Here is a 23,091-nt window from a genome sequence, read left to right on the forward strand (position 1 = left end):
CTTTTCTTTATTTCTTGAATTGATTTCGCTTTATTTTCTTTTTCGCTTTTTCTTGTTGATACTTCATTTTTCTTTTATAACCTGGCTTTACTTTTTTCGGCTTTCTTACTTGCTGCCATGCTTTCTTCTCAATTTCTGATTCTTGTTTTTCTCTTTTTTGTCTAATATTCCACGCTTTAGCTTCACGCCATTCCCCTTTTACTACATCATAATACGTAAAGGTTAAGCCTTTTTTCTCAAGGTTTTTAATTAAATCAATATCTTCATCTTGATAAATACCGATAGCTGTTCCTTCCATTCCCGCTCGAGCTGTTCTTCCGACTCTGTGTAAATAGAATGATTCCTCTTTAGGAAGCTCTGCATTGATAACATGGCTGACACCTTTAATATCAATACCTCTCGCGGCCAAATCTGTAGCAACGATATACTGGTATTTTAATTGCTGGATTTCTTTCAAAGCCCGCTTACGTTCACGTTGGTTAAGTCCACCGTGTATAAGACCGACTTCTAACCCTTTTGCTTGTAAATCCGCAGCTAATTGATTTGCTTTCTCCTTACCATTTGTAAATATTATGGCTAAATAGGGATGAATTAATGTAGAAATCTCAGCAATAATGGTTGCAGGATCCCGATGTTTTCGATCAATTAAACGATGCTCTAATTTTTCTGGAGCTAACCGATCATCGATTTTCACAAATAATGGTGCGTGTAAATATTTTTTCAGGAATGGCTGTAATTTCTCCGGGATAGTAGCGGAAAATACCATAAGCTGTATATCACGATCAGCATGAACCAATATTTTATCGATCTCTTCCATCAATCCAAGTTCAAGCATTAAGTCTGTTTCATCTATAACAAATGATTTTGCCTCATAAATATTGAGTACACCATCATTAATCAAGTCCAGAATACGCCCAGGAGTTCCGACTACGATATGTGGCGGTTGCTTCATTTTTTCTACCATTCGCTTTTTGTCTGTACCACCAATAATTAATTTGGCTCGCCACTGATCTTCCTTACCAGAGAATTCCGTAATTTTCTTTACTTCATCATAAATTTGAATGGCAAGCTCTCGCGTAGGCGCAGTAAGAATTACTTGTGTCTGCGAATCATCTGTCTCTATGTTATTTAATAATGGAATTAAGAAAGCATGAGTTTTACCAGAGCCTGTTTCTGATTGTCCAATAATATCTTTACCTCTTAATGCCTCAGGGATGACTTTAGCTTGAATGGCTGTCGGTTCGTAAAAATCAAGTTGTCCGATGACGTCATACATCCAGTCATTCAATGCATATTGTCTGAATAAGTGCTTTTTCATGTTAATCTCCTTCATTGTATGAAATATCTTTGTCAATTACAGCAAATACCTTTATAATATAAGTATTGGACATATATACGTCCACTATTACACATTTTACTTGATCTCTAGTAGAAAGTACAGAGGGGGAACCATAATGGAAGTAATTAAGATTGCTCCTAGAGGATATTGCTATGGAGTTGTCGATGCAATGGTCATTGCACAGAATGCAGTGAAGGATCCCAATCTACCTCGTCCGATTTATATTCTTGGTATGATTGTTCATAATTCGCATGTAACTAACGCTTTTGAAGAACAAGGCGTTTATACTTTAGATGGAAAAGACAGAGCAGAACTGTTAGAAGAGGTTAATGAAGGTACTGTGATTTTCACAGCGCATGGTGTATCACCAGAAGTGAAACAACGTGCGGAACAAAAAGGTTTGACCGTTTTAGATGCAACATGTCCTGATGTTACCCGGACACATGACTTGATTCGAGAAAAAGTCAAAGATAATTATGAAATTGTCTATATAGGTAAAAAGGGTCATCCGGAGCCAGAGGGGGCTGTTGGTGTCGCACCTGACCACGTTCATTTAATTCAACATATGGAAGATGTTGACACACTTGAGATACAGGCAGATAAAATACTAGTGACAAACCAGACGACAATGAGTCAGTGGGATGTACATGATGTAATGCTGGCAGTTCAAGAGAAGTATCCTCAAACCGAGTTAGAGCAAGAAATTTGCATGGCAACGCAAGTACGTCAGGAGGCCGTTGCCGAACAAGCGAAAGACGCAGATTTAACACTGGTTGTTGGCGATCCGAGAAGTAATAACTCAAATCGCCTTGCGCAGGTTTCTATTGAAAAGGCAGGCACACAAGCATATCGTATCGCTGATGTGTCCGAGATTCAGCTCGATTGGCTGGAAGGTGTAGAGAAAGTAGCAGTTACTGCAGGTGCATCAACACCTACACCAATTGCTAAAGAAGTAATTAGATTTATCGAGAATTACAATGCAAATAATCAGGAAACGTGGGATATTACTTCAAAAGTCAAAAAAGAAAAGATCCTGCCAAAAGTAAAAGCAAAATAAAAGAGTTTTTATAAATGAAAAGCCGAACATATCAGGAAACTCATCAAATGAGAATTTCCGTTATGTTCGGCTTATTTAATACGCAAAAAATATTGGCTCTATACTAAATGTGGTGCTGCTTCCACTAAGACTCCATCTATTTCCTACGCTTAGGTGTATATTCCACTATACAATCAAATGCTTAAATGAATCGAAATGGTTCAGTTGATACCGTAGAAGCTTTTAACTCTATTTTATTTGGCAGCTGGTCCATTTTGTCAGTAAAAAATTGCTTCACACCTTTTTTCATCACTTCTTCAACGTGATGCCCTGGATCAATTAAAGATAGACCGGCTTGCTCAGCATCCTGCGCTTCATGAAAGGTCAAATCACCGGTAATGTAAACATCCGCACCTGCGTGGCGAGCAGTGTCTATAAACCCTTTTCCACTTCCCCTAGAACGGCAACCTTTTTAATAGTTTGATCTGGATGACCAACATATCTGAGTGTGGGAACCTGCAGCTGTTCCTTTACTAAAGCTGCATAATCTGCTAAAGTCGTTGACTGTTTGACTTTTCCAATTCTACCTAAACCACTAGATTCACCCTTATTTGCAAGTGGAAGTAGATCATATGCCATTTCCTCATAGGGATGTGCCTTTTGAGCAGCTTGAAGTATTTGAGGAAATTGATTTTTTTTAATAATGGTTTCGATTTTCGATTCTTCTACTTCTTCTATTTCCTCTAACTTTCCTATATATGGATCCGTTCCTTCTAACGGTTTGAAAGCACCGGTCCCTTCTCCTCTAAAAGAACAGTGACTGTAATTTCCAATATGACCAGCACCATTGTTACCAAGTGCCGTTAGCATTTCTTTTACATGTGAACGGGGAACATAAACAACGAATTTGAGCAAAGATTCTTCTGTTGTTGGTACAAGCACCTTGGTATCTTGTAATTCCAATCGTTCTGCTAACCAATCATTCACGCCACCTTTTACTACATCCAAATTGGTATGAGCGGCATAAACGGAAATGTTGTGTTGAATTAGTTTTTGAATGACTTTCCCTTTCGGGCTGGAAAAATCTATAGATTTGATCCCTTTAAACAACAGCGGATGATGAGCAATAATCATGTCCACTTCATCAGCAATTGCTTCGTCGACCACTTCTTCAACAACGTCGAGTGTGATCATTAATTTGTGTACGGGCTGATTTTTAGAACCTAGCTGGAGCCCGACATTATCCCATGATTCTGCCAAATTGACTGGCACCCATTTTTCAAACAGCTTGATTACATCCTTAACGGTTGTCATCTGCCAAAACCTCCTGAATCCAATGACATTCTTTTTGCAGTTGTGTTATCTTTTCTTCCGGAATTGTTGTCGCCTGATTCATTTGATTGATTAAATAGTTACGTTTCTCTATTTCCTTTTTCCATTTTAGATTAAACACATCATTTTGCTCCTGTAACAAAAATGGACCAAATAGTAGTTCCTTTTCTGTTAAACACAGATTGTTTTCTGTGTAATCACTAACCAGCACTTCATATATATAACCATCTTCTTCAATGATCTCTTCTGCCACAAGTGTAAAGTGGTTCATTTGCAGCCACTCTCTTACTAATGGAGCATCAACATTAGGCTGTAAAATTAATCGCTCTACACCTTCCAATTTGTCTTTGTCACTATTTAAAATCTGACAAATCAATTTACCACCCATTCCTGCGATGGTGAGCTGCTTCACTTCTCCCTGACGGATAACAGCTAGACCATTACCTTTACGAACAGAAATGCGATCTGCTAACTCATGATCTGTTACCGTTTGGAGCGCCCTTTCATAGGGGCCTTGATTTACTTCCCCTGCGACAGCTTTCGCAAGAGGATCTTTTGAGCAGACAAAACAGGGCAAGTAAGCATGATCGGATCCGATATCTGCAAAATGTACTGGTGACTGTAAATATGTTGCTAACACTTGAAGTCGTTTAGATAACATCCTTTTCGTTCCTTTCCTGATTACGATAAATTAATAAGACTAGACCAACAAAAAAGCTTCCTGTCTGCACAGAAAGCTTTTTCATCTGTTTATTCGCCACCTTGACCTTCTGCAAGCCATTCAGCCAATACAGCGGCTTCTTCATTACTAACAAGTCCACCAGGCATTCCTTTATCTTCTCTACCATTAACAATGATTTCTTGTATCTCTTCTACAGAATACGTATCACCGATATTCTGCAGGTTTGGACCGGTAGCACCTTCTAGATTACCACCATGACAGCCTGTACAATTTTGAATTAGTGTTTGTGGATCAGCTGCTTCTTCTGTTTCTCCACCACCATTTGCAATTTTATCCTGTTCATTTACGCCTACCGCAGATATAATAATCATGGCTATAATACCGAGAACAGCAATAAGAGCAAAAGGGATGATCGGATTTTTTTTCATTTGTTAATTCCTCCTTCAATGACAAGTGTTGTTCGTATTAGTAATGTTCCAACTAATCTTAGATATATGTATTAAGAAAACCATCTCTATTTTACTGCAAAATCAGTAAATAGAAAAGTATTACTACTGAAAATTCGATAAAATATTAAAAAAAGTTAAATCCTAACATAATACCAATCATAATAAGGACGAAAATACCTGCGATTTGCAAGAAATGTTGTTGCTTTCTTTTACCTGCTATAATCCATATTAAACTGTTTACTAACATCCACGAATACGTAATCCATCTATTGTCTACATATTCGTCTAATACTAAAAGTGAGCTAAACAGACAAACGACAAAAAATATCATGACCGCGTATCCACTTTTCAATTCTGAATAACGGGAAAACAGTTTTATCATAAGTAATGCTAACGAACAAATGATAACGATACCAATCACTCTTATAAAAAAAGCATCCGTTGCTAAAAAGATTAGAATCGGTAATAACACCAACAATGAATCCAGGAAATAGAAAAGCAACAAATAGCCTGATTTGCTTCTTTGCTCCTGCTCTGAGTCATTCACATGTCCTTCCGTGTATAAAGCTAACAAAAAATCACAGTATTGGTCAGGTAACAGCTTGTGTGATTTCCAGTACTGAATTTCTTTCACAATCAATTGTTTTCGACCTTGATTCATCCATACCATCTCCAAGAATAAGTCACATTTCTAATTATATCGGCTTATTCATGATATCCTTTACACCAATCATGAATAAAATGTAACTGAACCATCCGGAATTATACCAGACAGTCCAGTTACCACTTAGAAACTTATTCCAAGAAATCTTTAAGTCGTTTACTGCGACTAGGATGACGTAGCTTACGTAAAGCTTTTGCCTCGATTTGACGAATTCTTTCACGCGTTACACCAAACACTTTACCTACTTCTTCCAGTGTTCTAGTGCGACCATCATCAAGTCCAAAACGCAAACGCAATACGTTTTCTTCGCGATCTGTTAATGTGTCCAAAACATCTTCTAATTGTTCTTTTAGTAATTCATACGCTGCATGATCTGAAGGAGATGTAGCTTCTTGATCTTCGATAAAATCACCAAGATGTGAATCATCTTCCTCACCAATAGGTGTTTCTAATGAAACAGGCTCCTGAGCAATTTTAAGGATCTCACGTACTTTATCTGGAGTCAACTCCATGTCCTTCGCAATTTCTTCTGGTGTCGGTTCCCGACCGAGATCTTGCAATAATTGACGCTGTACACGAATTAATTTATTAATCGTTTCTACCATGTGTACAGGAATACGAATCGTTCTTGCCTGATCAGCAATCGCTCTCGTAATAGCCTGGCGGATCCACCACGTGGCATACGTACTGAATTTAAATCCTTTACGGAAATCGAATTTCTCAACTGCTTTGATTAAACCCATATTTCCTTCCTGAATCAGATCTAGAAATAGCATACCTCTACCTACATACCGTTTAGCAATACTAACAACGAGACGAAGGTTTGCTTCTGCTAATCGTTTTTTAGCGTATTCATCGCCTTCTTCGATTTTTTTGGCTAAGTCAATCTCCTCAGTAGCAGATAATAAATCTACTCTACCGATTTCCTTTAAATACATTCGAACAGGGTCATTGATTTTAATCCCTAAAGGAACACTTAAATCATTTAAATCAAATTCCTCTTCTTTTGAAAGCTGTTGCATGGTAGGATCTTCTTCCGAATCACCTATTACCTCTACTCCCTGCTCATTTAAGTACTCATAGAATTCGTCCATTTGATCTGATTCAAGATCGAATCCTGATAACCTTTCTGCTACTTCCTCATATGCTAATACACCACGCTTTTTACCCAGTTCGAGCAATTGATCTTTCGCTTGATCGATTGTTAATTCAGGATCCTTTGAACGTGATGGTTTATTTTCTGCCATGAGTGCCCCTCCTTCCAAAGACTAACTCCAATTTTTCGATTTCTGTTTTATCTTTAATATCTCCATTGCCACTTTAGCAGCTTCTTTCGGGTCTGTTTTCTCTAATTGTTTCATTTTTTGTTGCAGTTGTTTTACACTAGCCTTATCAGTTTGTTCGGATTGAATAAAATAAATATAATCCTGAAGTTCCTTCTCGGACATCTCCCATGAACTATCCATCATGGATAATTCCACCACAATCTGTTGTAAGTCAGGGTCGTCTAAATAGGATAAGAAATGACTAGGATCCGGTTCATTACCTTCTTCATAATATCCATACAAATGGGTTACAATAATTTGGTGTTGTTCAAGATTAAATTGGGACCCGATCATTACTCTTACTTTCTCTGCAACATGCGTATTTTGCAACATGTAAGCGAGTAAGCGGCGCTCCGCATTTTGAAAAGCTGGAGGAATCACTTGTAATGATGGAACGACTTGTTTATGTTGATTTCCATCATTAGTATTACCAAACCTGTTAGGCTTATCATTACTTTTTTCAACATTTCGCATTCGAGACATTAATTCTTGTGATAAAGCATCATAAGATAAATTGAATTCTTCTGCAATTTCCCTGATATAATGATCCCGTTCTATAGAACTTGACAGCTTTGCTATTTCACTTATTACTTTCTCTACATATTGAAGCCGGTCTCCTTCAAGTGATAAGTTGAAATCCTTTTTTAAATATTGAAGAAAAAAAACCATTTCCGTATCTGCTGATTCAATTACGTTTGCACGGAATGACTCTTCTCCGAATTCCTGAATATATTGGTCTGGATCATATTTAAAAGGTAATGATGCTACCCTTATATGACATCCAACCTTCTTTAATAGCTGTATCGCTTTGTACGTAGCATTCTGCCCAGCTGGATCACCGTCATAACAAATGACCACTGTGTCCACATAACGCCTTAATAGGTTCGCATGTGTTTCGGTTAAGGATGTTCCTAATGATGCTACTCCATTCTTAACACCAGCCTGATACGAGGCAATGACATCTGCATACCCTTCAAAAAGGACTACTTCGCCTTTTCTTCGAATTTCAGCTCTGGCCAGATCAAAATTATATAACAGTTTACTCTTTTGGAATAAAGCTGATTCAGGACTATTTAAATATTTTGGTTCTTGTCCATGAATGGACCTTCCACCAAATCCGATTGGTTTACCAAGATGATTTCGAATCGGAAATATTACTCTACCCTGGAATCGATCATAATACTGACCATCATTTGTTGTAGCTAACAGACCAGTATTCGCCATTTTTTGCTTGTGAAATCCTTTCTTCTCGAGAAATTGTGGAACAAACTCTCGGGATGAGGGAGAATAACCAATTTGAAACTCGTTTATTACCTCATCATTAAATCCTCGCTTATAAAGATATTCCAACGCTTCTTTGCCATCCTTGGAATGGCGTAACAGTTGATGATACAACTTCACGAGCCATTGATATGCCTCTAAACTCGACTGTTCTTCACTATTGGTTCTCTCATCTGTCCCTTTCATTTCAGGCAATGATTGGCCGGATTTTTCAGCAAGATGCCGAATAGCCTGTTGAAAACTGTATCCTTCCATCTCCATAACAAAGGTGATCACATTACCACCTTTTCCGCAACCAAAACAATGATAAATCTGCTTTTGCTGATTGACAGAGAAAGATGGTGTACTTTCAGAGTGAAACGGGCAAAGACCAAAATAATTTCGACCTTGCTGCTTCAATTGCACGTACTCTCCAACGATATCAACGACGTCATTAGCTTTGCGTAACGACTCGATCGTTTCATCCGAAATTTGGTAAGCCACTGTTTATCACCATTTCTACCATATACTTCTTTAAAAGTTCGACAATTTTCTCATTAATAACCCTAGCAAGCTTAAACTGAGCTTTATAAAACAGATAGCCTTTTGTTAACATAATACCTCTTAACACCAGATAATAAACACATTAATAAACCCTCCGGTAATTGTTTGATACTTGTCATTACAAAAGGTCCATGCATAAATATTTCTACATTAATCTGCAAATTCCTGCTTAAAACTAATAATTTTCAAAAAATGTTGCCTAAAAAGCAGAATTTATTGGTTAATTTTAAACAAAAAAGCAATCTATTACTCAGTAATATACATATTCTTTATAATATAAACATTTTCACAAATTATTATTATAATACAATACACTTAGAATTCCAACATATTTGCTTGGGATGAATTATTCTTTTGCCTGGTGTTCATGAAAATCCCAATAAGGCTGGTTAATCATGTTCATAATACTATTGGCAGTTTCTTCAACTGCCTTATTCGACACATCGATAACAGGACAATTAAGTCGTTGTATAATTTGATCAAAAAAAGATAATTCTGCTTCAATACGATCCAAATTAGCATAAAAGGCTTTATCGTCCAAACCTAGACTCTTAAGGCGTTCTTTTCTGATATCATTTAATTTTTCAGAGCTGATGCGTAGACCAATACATTTATGAGATGGTATTTCAAATAACGTCTTCGGTGGTTCAACTTCCGGAACTATCGGTACATTGGCGACCTTCAGCTGCTTATGTGCCAAATATTGTGATAAAGGGGTTTTAGATGTTCTTGAAACTCCAATTAATACAATATCTGCCTGCGCTACTCCGCGCGGGTCTCTTCCATCATCATAGCGGACAGCAAATTCGATCGCCTCCACGCGCTTAAAGTAATCTTCATCTAACTTGTGTATTAAACCAGGTTCCTGTTTTGGCTGCAAGCTGAACTTTCTTTCCATTGCCTCTATCATCGGGCCTAAAATGTCGACACATTCCACATTTTTCTCAACTGCTTCCCTTGTCAGAAATGCTCTTAAATCTCTGTTTACTAATGTGAAACCAATCATTGCTCCTAATTGTTTCGCGTGATAAACGGCTCCACGCAGAACTTCTGTGTTTTCCACATATGGAATTCGATAGATGTCATATTCGTTTTCATTAATAAACTGACTAAGTGCCGCTTTTGTTACGAATTCTGCTGTTTCACCGACAGAATCGGATACAACATAAATCACCTTTTTCTCCATTGATGTATAGACCTCCTAAGCCCATTACGATTGTGTCTGCTTCCATTGGACTTTAGTTAGATCAGCAAATTGTATTAGATCATTTGCTATTAGCTTCAGTAAGGCAAGACGGTTTTGGCGAATGGATTGATTGTTATCCATTACCATCGTATGGTCAAAAAATTGATGAACTGGCTGAACGATTGGAGTAAATTGTTCCATTGCTTTATCCACTTGTTTACCAGCCAAAGCCTGTTGATAGCGATCATGTATTTGTAAAAAGGTAGTATATAATAATTTTTCTTGTTCATTTTCAAATAAATTGGGATCTACTTCGTGATCACCTTCCGCCTTTGCAGCAAGATTCATAACACGAACAAATGCTTCCTGCTCTCCCTTAAAAGCAGGATCCAATCTTTTGTCTTTTAACCAACGTGCTTTTTCTAGAAGGAATGAGATATCTGATAGCTGATTTATAAGAACAGCGTCCATAATATCTGCTTCAATATTTGCTTCCTTCATAATATATGCAGTACGTTGTTTGAAAAATGATTCTAATTGGTCAATCACGCTAGTTTTTTCTGCTGTTGGAATATTTTTCGCATCAAAAATGGTATATACTTTCTCAATTAATGAATTGATATTCAGCTCCCATTGCTGTCCTTGGATAATCTGCATAATACCTAAAGCTTGTCTTCTTAATGCATATGGATCCTGTGAACCACTCGGTATTAAACCAACAGCAAAACAACCAACAATCGTATCTAATTTATCAGCAATACTTATAACAGAGCCAACATTACTTTCAGGAAGTTTATCTTGAGCATTGCGTGGCATATAATGCTCTTCGATCGCTTTGGCTACTGTATCGTCTTCTCCAAAAATAAGCGCGTATTTTCTTCCCATTATCCCTTGTAATTCCGTGAATTCATTTACCATATTGGTAACCAAGTCAAATTTACTGATTTGTGCAGCACGTTCAATCTTCTTCTGTACCTGGTCTGAAAAATGCAATTCGTTAGCTATCATCTTACTAATATCGATAACACGACTAACTTTATCTGCAATTGTTCCCAGCTGCTCCTGGAATACCATCCGGTCTAATTTTTTCAGGTTCTCGTCAATAGTTTGTTTTTGATCTTCTTCATAGAAAAACTGTGCATCCTGCAATCTCGCACGCAGTACTTTTTCATTTCCTTTAGCGACTGATTCAATATGTTCTTTCGTACCATTACGCACACCAACAAAATAAGCTAGCAAATTTTCTGATAATGTCTGTACAGGAAAATAACGTTGATGCTCTTTCATGGAAGTAATTAATACTTCCTTCGGTATATGCAAAAATGCTTCGCTAAACTGACCAGAAAATACCGTTGGATACTCAACCAGATGTGTCACTTCTGTAAGCAAGTCTTGATCTATTGGGATAACCCAGCCGTTTTCTTCTTCCAATTCTTTAATTCCATCGACGATCATTTGTTTACGCTGCTCTGTTTCTGCAATTACATATTGTGATTTTAACTGTTCGTTATATGCTAAAGGATTAGAAATCGTGATTTGCTCTCCTAGAAAACGATGTCCTTCACTCCTATTTCCGGTTTTCACTCCAGTAATATCAAATGGAATAACTTGATCGTCCTGCAAAGCAACAAGCCATTTTATCGGTCGTATATATCGTAATGACTCCTCAGCCCAACGCATGTTTTTAGGGAATTGTAGACTTAATATAATGTCTTTAAAGCCTGGCAGTAACTGTTCTTGCGTTTGTCCTTCTATAAATTTATTTACAAATACATATTCAGTACCATTCAAATCTTTCGTATATAGATCTTCTACTGCTTTTCCTTGTCCTTTGGAGAATCCGATCGCTGCTTTTGACCAGTTTCCTTCTTCATCTTTAGCGATTTTTAATGCAGGTCCTTTAGCTTCTTCCTCTTGATCAGCTTGTTTATAGGCCAATCCCTCGATTAAGACAGCAAAGCGTCTCGGTGTTATATAAGTTGTAAGGTTTTGATACTCTAGTCTTATATTATCTAACCATGCTTTCGTTTTGTCTTTTAATTGTTTTTCGGTATCGTCCATAAACCGAGCAGGCATTTCTTCCAGGCCAACTTCAAATAAAACATTAGTTGTTTTCATGATCAATATCTCCTTTCAACATTGGGAAGCCTAATCTCTCCCGCTCTGCTACATACAATTTAGCAATTTCTCTTGCCAGGTTACGTACACGACCTATATAGCCCGTTCTTTCTGTTACAGAAATAACACCTTTCGCATCTAACAGGTTAAAAGTATGCGAGCACTTCAGTACATAGTCATACGCCGGAAATACAAGATCTTTATCCATAGCTCTCTTAGCTTCTTTCTCATATGTAGAGAACAAGTCAAACAACATATCTGTATCGGATTCTTCAAACGTATATTTTGAGTGCTCATATTCAGGCTGATAGAAAATATCTCCAACGGTTACGCCATTGGTCCACTCTAATTCAAACACATTCTCTTTGTCTTGAATATAGGATGCTAATCGCTCTATCCCATACGTAATCTCAACTGCAACTGGTTTTGCTTCCAAACCGCCAATTTGTTGAAAATAAGTGAATTGTGTAATTTCCATGCCGTCAAGCCATACTTCCCAACCTAGGCCTGCTGCCCCTAATGTTGGATTTTCCCAGTTATCTTCTACAAAACGAATATCATGAAAAGCTGGATCAATTCCTAATTTTTCTAAAGATTGCAAATATAACTCCTGGATATTATCTGGAGATGGTTTCATGATTACTTGGAACTGATGGTGTTGGTATAATCGATTCGGATTTTGACCATAGCGGCCATCCGCTGGTCTTCGTGACGGCTCCACATAGGCAACATTCCAAGGCTCTGGTCCTAAGCTGCGCAGTAAGGTCATGGGGGACATCGTACCCGCACCTTTCTCAACATCATATGCTTGCATTAAAATACAATTCTGATCCGACCAATGCTTTTGTAATGTTAAGATCATCTCTTGAATATTCATTTCTTTTCCTCCTTAAAAACTGTTCCTACTTGCTTTTCCATCTTAAAACTTTGATTCCTATTTCGTACGGAAATCGTCCAAAATCGCTAAGTACCAGGGTTTTATATAAGCATCTCGACACCACAGGTACTAGCCACATCTTCAGCAAGTGTTATCATTTTTCTTATACATGGTCCACCTAGAGATTGTCATTACGACGGTCTGCTTCATCGCTAAAAAATTAATTCTTCCGTAACGTATAACAAAAAACCCGTCCCTATGTTTTATCATTGGCGATAAAACATAGGGACGGGTTCATCCGCGGTTCCACCCTACTTGTCACCAGATTAGGTGACCACTTTCAAGAACCATCGCTCTAGAGCGCCTTCCTGTTTCTGTTCTTGTTCAGCTTACACCATCCTGAACTCGCTTAAAAGACATCGAAAACAGTACTATTCTCTTTCATAGCAACAAAATATTGTATTCATTAAACCATAATACGGAACATTCGCTTACTTGTCAATTGAAAAATTATCTTGCAATTTATTCATTTGTTTTAAAAACTTCTTAGACTTTAAGAAAAATCCACCGTGTTCTTCATAATACTGCTCCATGATTTGCTGAAGGATTATTTTATTTTCCGGTTTAACGGATATATTTCCGATTTGCTCTACCTCTACCCAAGCAAATATAGCCATTAATTTCGCAACTTTCTCCGGAACTGCTATTGCATTAGGGTCGATTGATAAGCATTGTCGACATAGTAATCCACCGTTTGAAATAGAAAATGCTTTGAGTTCATCCTTCCTGCCACAAGAAACACATTGGGTTACTACAGGGGCAAAACCAGCTTCTTTATACATTTTCCATTCATAAATCATCGTTATAATTTCGGCATCTTGACCAACATTTATTTTGTTGACAGTATGTAGTAACTGCTGGTATATAAAAGGATTGTATTGTTTAGGATCAACTAATTTATCCGTTAATTCTGCCAGGTAGCTAGTATAACCTGTTTTGAATATATCTTCACGAATTTTTCGAAATGATGATAATACTTCGCCTTGTTGTACCACTGCAAGTCCTGAACTTGGTTGAATTAAATATGAACCATGAATAAATGGCTGCGTAATAGCAGCCATTCTACTTTTTGTTTTCTTTGCTCCCCTTGCTATTGCGCCAACTTTTCCTAAAGACGGAGTTAACAATGTCACAATTTTATGTGTTTCCCCATAATCTTGTGTTTTCAGGACGAAACCTTCTACTTTCTCAAACACAAGCTCCACCTATCCTTTTCAAACTAAAAATGTGTGTCCTCAAATAATGTATGGTCGTTTTCATCTTCCGGTTCTTGATAAACGTCTGATTCAACTTCTTTCATCCATAAATAAGCTTCAATATTTCCTGTTTGACTAAATATTTTCCATGGTACATCGATCACAATAAACCTCACCTTTCCTTTTGGTAATCTTTCATTGTGTTCATCCATTAGATTTTCCTTAAAATCTACATTCAATTAGTAAAAATATTTACCATTTATGAATCTGCAAACCAGCACTTATCTGTTAAAGTTGAGACGTTCGTTACCAATTACTTAATATTCATCCTGTTTGTAACCATATTCGAATAACTGATGTGGTTTATTCCGCCAGTTTTCCTGCACCTTTACCCACAATTCCAAATAGACTTTTGAACCTAATAAACGTTCGATATCCTGACGAGCCCGTTTTCCGATATCTTTTAACATTTTTCCCTGTTTTCCAATAATAATCCCTTTTTGTGATTTTCGTTCCACAACAATACTTGCTTGGACTAAAATCTTTTCGTCTTCACCACGGTTGTCTATTTTTTCGATAACCACTGCGATCGAATGTGGAACTTCTTCCCTTGTTAATTGCAATGCCTTTTCCCTAATTAATTCACTAATAATAAAGCGCTCCGGGTGATCTGTAATCTGATCCTCTGGATAATATTGAGGGCCCTCAGGTAAATGCTCTGTAAATACATCCATTAAGTGATTCACATTATTTCCTTCTAAAGCTGAAATCGGAATAATTTCCTCGAAAGGATATTTTCCCTTATATTGCTCTATAAGAGGTAATAACTGATCAGGATGTACAAGGTCTATTTTGTTAATGACTAGGAAGACAGGTTTATTGATCGTTTCCAGACGATCCATAATATACTGATCTCCTCTGCCATAACCTTCGTCAGAGTTAATCATAAACATAACAGCGTCCACTTCATTAAGCGCGTTCTCGGCTATCTTCACCATAAAATCGCCTAATTTATGCTTTGGTTTATGAATACCTGGCGTATCAATGAATATAATTTGTTTAGTGTCATCTGTATAAACACCTTGAATTTTATTTCTTGTTGTCTGTGCTTTGTCACTCATGATAGCTATTTTCTGACCTATCACGTGATTCATAAAGGTAGATTTACCTACATTCGGTCTTCCAATAATTGCTACAAATCCTGATTTAAATTGGTTATGCATAACTTTTCCTCCGCTATATTTCTTGCTGTGTTTTATTCTGTACCTCAATGATACTATATCTTTCGTGAAATTTCATACTTTCGACAAAACTAGTGTGAAACTTTAAAATTGCGTGTTTCTTTAAAAAAATTCGAATAAATAAGGGATAAAAATAATACAACCGATAAGAAATGCTGCGATTGCTGTAGTAAATACTGCAGCTGCAGCCAAATCTTTTGCAATACCGATCGCAGGCTGATGAGAAGGTTCCAGATGATTCAACGCTCGTTCTAATGCTGTATTCATTAATTCCATACTAATTACTGCACTGATCGTTAAAATTAACAAAATCCACTCTACAACAGATATCGACAGCATCAGACCAAGCATAGACGCTGCGATGCCTGCCACTAAATGTATTTTGATATTCCGTTCTGTTCGTACAGCGATCTTCAGCCCATTCCATGCATATTTAGCACCGATGTGAAATTTATTTTCCCCTCGATAATCCGAAGCCATTTAGGATCTCCTCTTGTTTTGAAAACATTATTTGCTCATCTTCCGAGTTCATATGGTCATATCCAAGTAGATGTAAAAAGCCGTGTAGTGCCAAAAATCCCAGCTCCCTGTCATAGGAATGGTTATAATCCTCAGCTTGCTGCTCCGCTTTATCTACAGATATAATAATGTCTCCTAGTGCTATCGGGATATCCGCACCAGTTATCTTCATTTCATCATCTGTCTCTTCTTCTAACGCAAATGATAAAACATCTGTTGGCTTATCTAAACCACGGTATTGTTTATTCAGTAACTGGATTTCATCGTTATCTACAAATGACACGGAAAGCTCTGCTTCTCCTGAAATGTTTTGGTAGTCTGCTGCATAGATTAATAACTGCTCGATTAGACCGATATGTATATCCGTTACTTTGCCTGTTTCATCTTGAAAATCGATCTCCATTCTACTTAGCCTCCTTCATTTTCGAATCATTAGGATATTGAATTCTTGAATGATAAATTCCTTTTAGTGTCTCACAAATTATTAATTTCATTTGTTCTAATTCTTTAAAGGTCAATGTGCTTTCGTTTAATTGTCCATCTAATAATCGATCCTCGAAAATAGAGGTTACAATTTTTTCGATTTCTTCTTGGGCTGGATTTGCCAAAGAACGAACGGCTGCTTCAATTGAGTCACAAATAGATACAACTGCAGCTTCTTTCGTGCTTGGTTTTGGTCCTTGATAGCGAAAATCTTCTTCATGTACATGTTCACTACGTTCTTTAGCCTTGTAATAAAAATATTTTAAGAGCGTCGTTCCATGATGCTGTTGAGCAATGGCAATAATTTCTGCTGGCAGCTTATTTTGCTTTAATAACTTTGCACTGTCAAGCGGATGCTGCAGAATAATTTCTGCACTCTGATAAGGATCTAAATAATCATGTGGGTTTTTCATACCCATTTGATTTTCGATAAAATAATGAGGACGTATCGTTTTACCCAAATCATGATAGTATGCTGCTACTCTTGCAAGCAGTCCATTAGCTCCAATCGCTTCACAGGATGCCTCACTTAAATTCGCAACCATGATACTATGATGGTAAGTGCCAGGTGCTTCAATTAATAATTTTCTTAATAATGGTTGATTCGGACTTGATAAAGCCAATAATTTTGTATCAGATAATATGCGTAATCCTGATTCAAAGAACGGCAGCATACCAATCGCTAATATCGTAGCTAGCATCGCTGAAAAAAATCCGTAACCACTGAATGTTATGTAATCTATCCATGCATATTTTTCAAATGATAAGAATAAAAATAAACATATTGAAACAATGTTTACGACAGAGGTTACTAACCCGCTCTTAATAATGGAGCCTTTATCTTTAATTATGGATAGAAAAAACGTCCCTGCCAGTTGAGAAAATAAGATATAAATTCCCGCTTCCATATTCAATAAACCTGGAATATTCGAATTAAAAATAACACAACCCATAATCGCATGAAAAATGGACATGACTAGTGCCATTCGCTCATTTATCAATATTTTTAGTAACATGGACACCGCAGCAACCGGTGTGACATAATACAATGGATTCGTTGATGTAGCATACACACTGACTACCTTCATCATGACCATGATAAAAATACTCAATGCTGCAATTGCCATTAATTTACGAGCATTTAAGCTGGAATGAATATCCTGATAACGGCATTCTAAGAAAATAAATAAAGCAATTAACAGTATTAATAAACACAAGCCAATTAACGGATAATAATTACGTTCTTCGTGTAACAGTCCTGCGACCTCCAACTGTTCGTAAATATCATTTGTAATCAATTGTCCTTCTTCCACCAATACTTCTCCAGCTTGAATCATTACAGGTTCGACACTGTTTCTCGCTTGTTGCTGTGCCTGATTCGTTTCGTCAGCTGAAAAGAAAGAATTGGGCTTGATACTGACAGCTATTAATGGATTCAGGGCTTGTACAAATGAATAATCCAGTGTTGAGAAAGAAAGCTTCTGTTGCATGGTTTGAATTGCCTGATCAACTTCTTCTGCTTTAATCCCATTATGATACACATCATATAAGCCCGTTGAGATTAATTCTTTTGCTAAAACGCGATCTTCATGCGAAGCTTGAAACATCGTAGACAAAGAATCTGAGTCTACCGCTTCCATTATATCGTCTTGTACTAATCCTTCAAGGTAAGTAATTTTATCAGATATGTCGGCTAGGTTGGACTGCTCCTCATCGATATCAACCTGCCCCTGCTCAATTTTGTTAATAGCATCGAACATTTCATTAATATAGGTAACTTGTTCCTCGACGATTTCCTCTGAAATTTCATAATGATCCTCGACAGACTGAACCACTTCTCTAATTCTGCGCTCTGTCTCTTTTGTGTTCTCAATAGTGATAGGAGATCGAATTGTCTCTTTCGCAACTGCTAATTTTTCAAGATCATACGTTTCGGATTGCACGTTTTGAAAGCTGACAAGCAAAAAAACAACTGCAATTACCGAACAGGTAGCTATCAGTTGATGAATGCGATGTTGAAAAAGTGAAATAACAAACTGTTTCCAGATCGAAATTAGTCGTTTCAAGACCTTCGACCCCCTATCCTGTATAGTTGAATGTTGCCATAAAGGCCTACGATCACTAGGCGTAAGCTTTTATGGCCTATACTTCTTATTGGTCATATGCTTCAATAATTTTTTGGACAATCGGATGGCGGACTACATCTGACTGTGATAAATAAACAATGCCGATTCCTTTAAAACCTGCTAATTTATCTTTTGCTTCTGTTAAGCCTGATTGCACGCCTTTTGGTAAATCAATTTGGGTAACATCCCCTGTAATGACCATCTTCGAGCCAAATCCTAACCTTGTTAAAAACATCTTCATTTGTGCGTTGGTAGTATTTTGCGCTTCGTCTAGTATAACAAAAGCATCATCAAGTGTTCTTCCACGCATATACGCAAGTGGCGCGATTTCAATAGTACCTCTTTCTATTAATCGTAAGGTATGTTCTGTACCAAGAACGTCATGAAGTGCATCATATAATGGACGCAAGTAAGGATCTACTTTCTCTTTTAAGTCCCCAGGTAAGAAGCCTAAACTTTCACCTGCTTCTACAGCTGGTCTTGTCAGTATTATGCGTTTTACTTTTCCGTTTTTTAGAGCATGTACAGCCATCACAACAGCTAAGTATGTCTTTCCTGTACCTGCAGGACCAATTCCAAACACCAGATCATTCTGTTTCATCGTTTGTAAGTAATGGCGTTGTCCTAGTGTCTTAACCCGGATCGATTTGCCATTAGCTGTTTTGGTAATCTCATCTTCAAATAAAGTTTCTAATTGATTAATCTTACCTTTCCTTGCTAAATCAACCGCATAAATGACATCACGTTCACTTATGGTAATACCTTTTCGGATAATTGCCAGCAGTCCGTTTAATACATCCTGTATGATGGATATATCCGTATCGGTTCCTGACACACTAATTTGCTCGCCACGTGATGTAATAGATACCTGTAATTGCTCTTCTAATTGTTTCAGGTGACGATCTTCCGTACCAAAAAGACTTAATGCTTCATTCGGATTTTCTATTTGTAAATCAATCATTTTTAGGTCTTCTGTCATAATCAATCTCCTTGACTCAATGGTTGTTTCTTTGCAATATCCTCTAGTACAGTAAAATATAAGGTTAATTTAACTTTACCATTCTCTACCGTTTCGTGCAAAATTTTTTCCTCCTTAATTTCAGCTTCTTGAGAAATTTGACTTCGCAATTCTCTCTTGGCTTGTTCTAAAGCTATTTCTTTTGCTTTTTTCTCTGTGAGTTGCTCTTTTTTCATTTCTTTTTGATAAATAGTTTGTTCAACATAAGTGATCGGCAATTTCCATTTCAAGAAATAAAATTCTTTTTCTTCGACATCCATTTGGTAGTCCTTAAATTCAGGTTTTTTAAAATTCCAAATTGGGATCAAATAGTTAGAAAGATGAACATAATGCTTTTTCTCAGACATACCATTGATTACAGCATATTCATTATTTAATGGAACAGTGACTTCACTCTTATACCAAACTTCGGCAATCACTTCTCCTTCTGCCGCTACTGGATTTGATTTCTTTGGCTTTTCATCTTCATTCTCATCATCTGACTCGTTTAAAAAAGCTGATACAAGCGTATCCCCTTGATAAACCACGTCATTCGGCTGTACGAGGGGTTGTCCTTTTTTTACATATAAATCGACAATAACCCCTTCTTTCGAAGCGACCAAGTGTCCTACAGCTTCCTCTTCTTTCTTTTCGACTGTTGTTTTCTCTACTCCTTCAAGGTGATAAGCAGAACCTTTCTTCTTTACACCTATCCATAACAACTCGGGTACATCTGCTAATAAACGTTGCTGCAATGTGCCAGGAGAATCAACATTCCACTGTAAACTGCCTCTCTCAAGTCCATATTCCTCCATCTGAATCTTGACTTTCCTTTCTAATTCCTCATCAAGGCCAACTACATCGATTCTCCAGACAACATTAGATAATAAAAAAATAACAGATAAAGCAATAGCGATACTAACCAAAAATGGTTTTTGATAAACTAATTGTCTAAGAAAAAAAGGTAAACCCATCCGATCTTTAAAATGGATTTTATAAATGGATTTCCTTCTCACAGCTCTTAGTTTGGGCAAATCCGATAATTTTATTTTTCCTGTCGCAGTAGTTGTGTCTGTTTTTTGTATATCCCAGGACGGAATATCGTACCTTGCACACATGTCAAAAAAATGTTCTGGGTATTGTCCTTTAATTTCGATTGTTATATAACCTGCCAGCCAGTTTTTGCGATGGAAAAACATACGACTTTCCCTCCGATATTAAGCTTTATCTTTTTCAAAGGTAACATCTTGAATCTTACCCTCAAGCAATATATCTTTATCAATCATCATTTTTAATACAAATGCCTCCCCTTTAACTCTGACAAAGCCTTGATGTACTTTTAAGAGGAGCTCTTGGGATGAAAATACCACTAACCCTTGATGATTTTCTATGTATGCGTGAATGGAACCAATCATGGTAATCCGGGGTAATTCAAGCGTCACTTCAGAAGGCAAATCAAATGTACGTGTTATAGCTCTCATAAATTTTTCTTTCATTTTTTTCACAATACAAATGCCTCCCCTCATGTCTATTCTATGAGCATAAATAAATTTCAGAACAGTTTAGACGAAAGTTCAGCCGATAAATCAATCAACCACGAATAAATTATTCACAACACAAAAACGATATCGATCCCACCCAGTCCTAATTGAAAAAATTATATACAACTAGCTATAATATGGATTATGTTAAGGCTGTATTGCAGAATGTTCATTTTGATATAGATTATCTGCTTAGCAAAGCTCCGGAAATGCTACAACTTATATAACAGGAAAAAGCAGTCGTGCTAGGCAATGCATTTCATCAATTAAGGTGTAAATCTTGCGGATAGTGCTTCATATCCTAGCTGTCGCATAAAGTGTGGAGCGGTATGCTAACTCGTAAAATATCTCAATATGGATGCTTGGCTAGTAATGCTTAGTTTACATAATCCATATTATAGGAACTCAACTTCATCTTCTTTATCGTAGTACGCTACATGAAGTCGTCTAGTTTCCGGACAGCTGCGTGAACCTGATTCCTGCCAGAAAGTGGACGATTTTATAATTTCTTTACTCACGAAAAAAACCGAACTCACGAAAAAAACCGAATGGATAAGACCATTCGGTTTTTTTACTATTGTTTGATTCTTGTGTTATTTCTTTTTTGATACGCGCGAGGGGGGCCGAGTACTTCTGCCATGATTATCCCTTGTGCAATACCTTTTTTATTAAGATTTTTCGCAATGGAAAGCGTGACTTCTTTTTCTGTTTGCTGCTTCTTGGGTCTAGTTAAAGGCTGATCTTTCAAGGCATTGTGCTCACCTAATGGCTGATCACTTCGCTTCTCGGAAGCTCCCGTTTGGCCAAGTTTTTTCTTCAGCTTCTCCATTTGCAGTTCCTTTTGCTGAGCAAATGTAGAATCCACTTCAGCAGATACCTCGTCAGAGTTTTCGCTTATCGTCGGGTTACTTTGTTGCATGGTTGGTGGATTGGGATTTGCAGATTTTGGTTTCTGCTGCTCATTTTGATTTGACTTTCCAAGTAATCCAAACAGCCATACAACAACTGCAATAATCGGGACGATAAAACTAAGAATTTCATTCATTTATCATCATCCTTCCTTTGTAACGGATGAATATTATTAACTGCGATTGTCTTCTTCCTCATTATCAGTGTCCGTTAATTTACCGATAGAATCACGCATATCTGTATCTGCGTTAATATTTTTATAATTCATATAATCCATTACACCCATATGACCTGAACGTAATGCTTCAGCTAAGGCTTGTGGAACTTCTGCTTCTGCTTCTACTACTTTCGCACGCATTTCTTGTACTTTTGCAACCATTTCCTGTTCTTGAGCTACTGCCATTGCACGACGCTCTTCTGCTTTTGCCTGCGCAATATTCTTGTCAGCTTCTGCCTGATCAGTTTGTAGAATAGCACCAATGTTCTTACCGATATCCACATCTGCAATATCAATCGATAAGATTTCGAACGCTGTACCAGCATCTAATCCACGATTTAAGACATTATGTGAAATCGAATCCGGGTTTTCCAAAACTTTTTTATGATCTTGTGAACTACCAATCGTACTGACGACACCTTCACCTACACGGGCGATTACCGTATCTTCACCGGCACCACCGACAAGTCGATCAATATTAGCACGTACCGTAATTCTCGCCTTCGCTTTTACTTCAATACCATCCATGGAGATACCTGCAATAAATGGTGTTTCAATAACTTTTGGGTTTACACTCATTTGAACAGCTTCAAGCACATCACGACCTGCTAGGTCAATCGCAGCACAGCGTTCGAAGCTTAATTCAATGTTTGCACGTTGTGCAGCAATTAATGCGTTGACGACACGATCCACATTACCCCAGCTAAAAAATGACTCTCAAGCTGATTGGTGGTAACATCAATCCCCGCTTTATGTGCTTTAATTAGTGGATTAATAACTCGTGACGGTACAACCCTTCTTAAACGCATACCAACTAATGTAAAGATACTAACTTTCACACCTGCAGCAAGTGCACTAATCCACAGCATCACCGGGATAAAGGTAAACAGTACTGCCACAGCTATAACAATTAAACCAATAATGATGATTGGAAAAATTACTTCCCATTGTTCTGACATGATACATTCCT

Annotated in this window: 20 protein-coding genes, 2 pseudogenes and 1 other annotated feature; of the genes and pseudogenes, 1 reads left to right on the top strand and 21 read right to left on the bottom strand. The window is 37.3% G+C overall.

Annotation, left to right across the window (positions count from 1 at the left end):
• Positions 1 to 7 precede the first annotated feature (7 nt).
• Positions 8 to 1,318, bottom strand: coding sequence for a DEAD/DEAH box helicase (locus tag MUN87_RS03765; RefSeq protein ID WP_244746351.1), 1,311 nt, complete (start codon positions 1,316 to 1,318; stop codon positions 8 to 10).
• 136 nt (positions 1,319 to 1,454) lie between these two features.
• Here MUN87_RS03765 and MUN87_RS03770 point away from each other — a divergent pair, with 136 nt between their 5' ends.
• On the top strand, positions 1,455 to 2,396 hold the full coding sequence (locus tag MUN87_RS03770; RefSeq protein ID WP_244746352.1) for a 4-hydroxy-3-methylbut-2-enyl diphosphate reductase: 942 nt from the start codon (positions 1,455 to 1,457) through the stop codon (positions 2,394 to 2,396).
• 181 nt (positions 2,397 to 2,577) lie between these two features.
• Here the strand turns inward: MUN87_RS03770 and MUN87_RS03775 are convergent.
• The 20 genes and pseudogenes from MUN87_RS03775 to floA form a co-directional block, all read right to left on the bottom strand.
• Positions 2,578 to 3,689, bottom strand: a pseudogene (locus MUN87_RS03775) (Nif3-like dinuclear metal center hexameric protein).
• Positions 3,676 to 4,368, bottom strand: coding sequence for a tRNA (adenine(22)-N(1))-methyltransferase (locus tag MUN87_RS03780; protein WP_244746353.1), 693 nt, complete (start codon positions 4,366 to 4,368; stop codon positions 3,676 to 3,678). Before MUN87_RS03780 ends, MUN87_RS03775 begins: the two are co-directional and overlap by 14 nt.
• Positions 4,369 to 4,457: 89 nt before the next feature.
• Entirely contained in the window at positions 4,458 to 4,817 is a 360-nt protein-coding gene (cccA, locus tag MUN87_RS03785; RefSeq protein ID WP_244746355.1) for a cytochrome c550, read from the bottom strand.
• A gap of 145 nt (positions 4,818 to 4,962) precedes the next feature.
• Entirely contained in the window at positions 4,963 to 5,499 is a 537-nt protein-coding gene (locus MUN87_RS03790) for a hypothetical protein (RefSeq protein WP_244746356.1), read from the bottom strand.
• A 134-nt stretch (positions 5,500 to 5,633) separates the two neighbouring features.
• Positions 5,634 to 6,749 carry an RNA polymerase sigma factor RpoD gene (gene rpoD / locus MUN87_RS03795; protein ID WP_244746357.1) on the bottom strand — a complete coding sequence of 372 codons (1,116 nt, stop codon included), beginning with the start codon at positions 6,747 to 6,749 and terminating at the stop codon, positions 5,634 to 5,636.
• A 21-nt stretch (positions 6,750 to 6,770) separates the two neighbouring features.
• Complete coding sequence (gene dnaG, locus MUN87_RS03800; protein ID WP_244746358.1) at positions 6,771 to 8,591, bottom strand: DNA primase; 1,821 nt, start codon at positions 8,589 to 8,591, stop codon at positions 6,771 to 6,773.
• A gap of 406 nt (positions 8,592 to 8,997) precedes the next feature.
• Positions 8,998 to 9,837: a pyruvate, water dikinase regulatory protein gene (locus MUN87_RS03805; protein WP_244746359.1), complete on the bottom strand. Its 840-nt coding sequence runs from the start codon at positions 9,835 to 9,837 to the stop codon at positions 8,998 to 9,000.
• Positions 9,838 to 9,861: 24 nt separating this feature from the next.
• The gene (gene glyS / locus MUN87_RS03810; protein WP_244746360.1) at positions 9,862 to 11,955 is read right to left on the bottom strand and encodes a glycine--tRNA ligase subunit beta; all 2,094 of its coding nucleotides are present in this window, start codon (positions 11,953 to 11,955) and stop codon (positions 9,862 to 9,864) included.
• On the bottom strand, positions 11,942 to 12,832 hold the full coding sequence (gene glyQ / locus MUN87_RS03815) for a glycine--tRNA ligase subunit alpha (RefSeq protein ID WP_244746361.1): 891 nt from the start codon (positions 12,830 to 12,832) through the stop codon (positions 11,942 to 11,944). Before glyQ ends, glyS begins: the two co-directional genes overlap by 14 nt.
• A gap of 281 nt (positions 12,833 to 13,113) precedes the next feature.
• Positions 13,114 to 13,286, bottom strand: a binding site (T-box leader).
• 37 nt (positions 13,287 to 13,323) lie between these two features.
• Complete coding sequence (gene recO / locus MUN87_RS03820; protein WP_244746362.1) at positions 13,324 to 14,088, bottom strand: DNA repair protein RecO; 765 nt, start codon at positions 14,086 to 14,088, stop codon at positions 13,324 to 13,326.
• Positions 14,089 to 14,111: 23 nt separating this feature from the next.
• Positions 14,112 to 14,300 (bottom strand): YqzL family protein, encoded by a 189-nt coding sequence (locus tag MUN87_RS03825; protein ID WP_369413999.1) that lies wholly within the window; start codon positions 14,298 to 14,300, stop codon positions 14,112 to 14,114.
• 105 nt (positions 14,301 to 14,405) lie between these two features.
• Positions 14,406 to 15,311, bottom strand: a complete 906-nt coding sequence (era, locus tag MUN87_RS03830; protein ID WP_244746363.1) for a GTPase Era — start codon at positions 15,309 to 15,311, stop codon at positions 14,406 to 14,408.
• Between the two features lie 120 nt (positions 15,312 to 15,431).
• Complete coding sequence (locus tag MUN87_RS03835) at positions 15,432 to 15,809, bottom strand: diacylglycerol kinase family protein (protein ID WP_244746364.1); 378 nt, start codon at positions 15,807 to 15,809, stop codon at positions 15,432 to 15,434.
• Positions 15,781 to 16,251, bottom strand: coding sequence for an rRNA maturation RNase YbeY (gene ybeY, locus MUN87_RS03840; RefSeq protein ID WP_244746365.1), 471 nt, complete (start codon positions 16,249 to 16,251; stop codon positions 15,781 to 15,783). Before ybeY ends, MUN87_RS03835 begins: the two co-directional genes overlap by 29 nt.
• Before the next feature lies 1 nt (position 16,252).
• Complete coding sequence (locus MUN87_RS03845) at positions 16,253 to 18,397, bottom strand: HD family phosphohydrolase (RefSeq protein ID WP_244746366.1); 2,145 nt, start codon at positions 18,395 to 18,397, stop codon at positions 16,253 to 16,255.
• 85 nt (positions 18,398 to 18,482) lie between these two features.
• Complete coding sequence (locus MUN87_RS03850; RefSeq protein WP_244746367.1) at positions 18,483 to 19,436, bottom strand: PhoH family protein; 954 nt, start codon at positions 19,434 to 19,436, stop codon at positions 18,483 to 18,485.
• A gap of 2 nt (positions 19,437 to 19,438) precedes the next feature.
• On the bottom strand, positions 19,439 to 20,653 hold the full coding sequence (gene yqfD / locus MUN87_RS03855) for a sporulation protein YqfD (protein WP_244746368.1): 1,215 nt from the start codon (positions 20,651 to 20,653) through the stop codon (positions 19,439 to 19,441).
• An 18-nt stretch (positions 20,654 to 20,671) separates the two neighbouring features.
• Complete coding sequence (gene yqfC, locus MUN87_RS03860; RefSeq protein ID WP_439649654.1) at positions 20,672 to 20,950, bottom strand: sporulation protein YqfC; 279 nt, start codon at positions 20,948 to 20,950, stop codon at positions 20,672 to 20,674.
• Between the two features lie 619 nt (positions 20,951 to 21,569).
• Positions 21,570 to 22,040: a YqfB family membrane protein gene (locus MUN87_RS03865; RefSeq protein ID WP_244746370.1), complete on the bottom strand. Its 471-nt coding sequence runs from the start codon at positions 22,038 to 22,040 to the stop codon at positions 21,570 to 21,572.
• Between the two features lie 36 nt (positions 22,041 to 22,076).
• Positions 22,077 to 23,080, bottom strand: a pseudogene (floA, locus tag MUN87_RS03870) (flotillin-like protein FloA).
• Between the last annotated feature and the right edge of the window lie 11 nt (positions 23,081 to 23,091).

Origin of the sequence: Gracilibacillus salinarum (genome assembly GCF_022919575.1) — a bacterium.
GTDB classification, from domain to species: Bacteria; Bacillota; Bacilli; order Bacillales; family Amphibacillaceae; genus Gracilibacillus; species Gracilibacillus salinarum.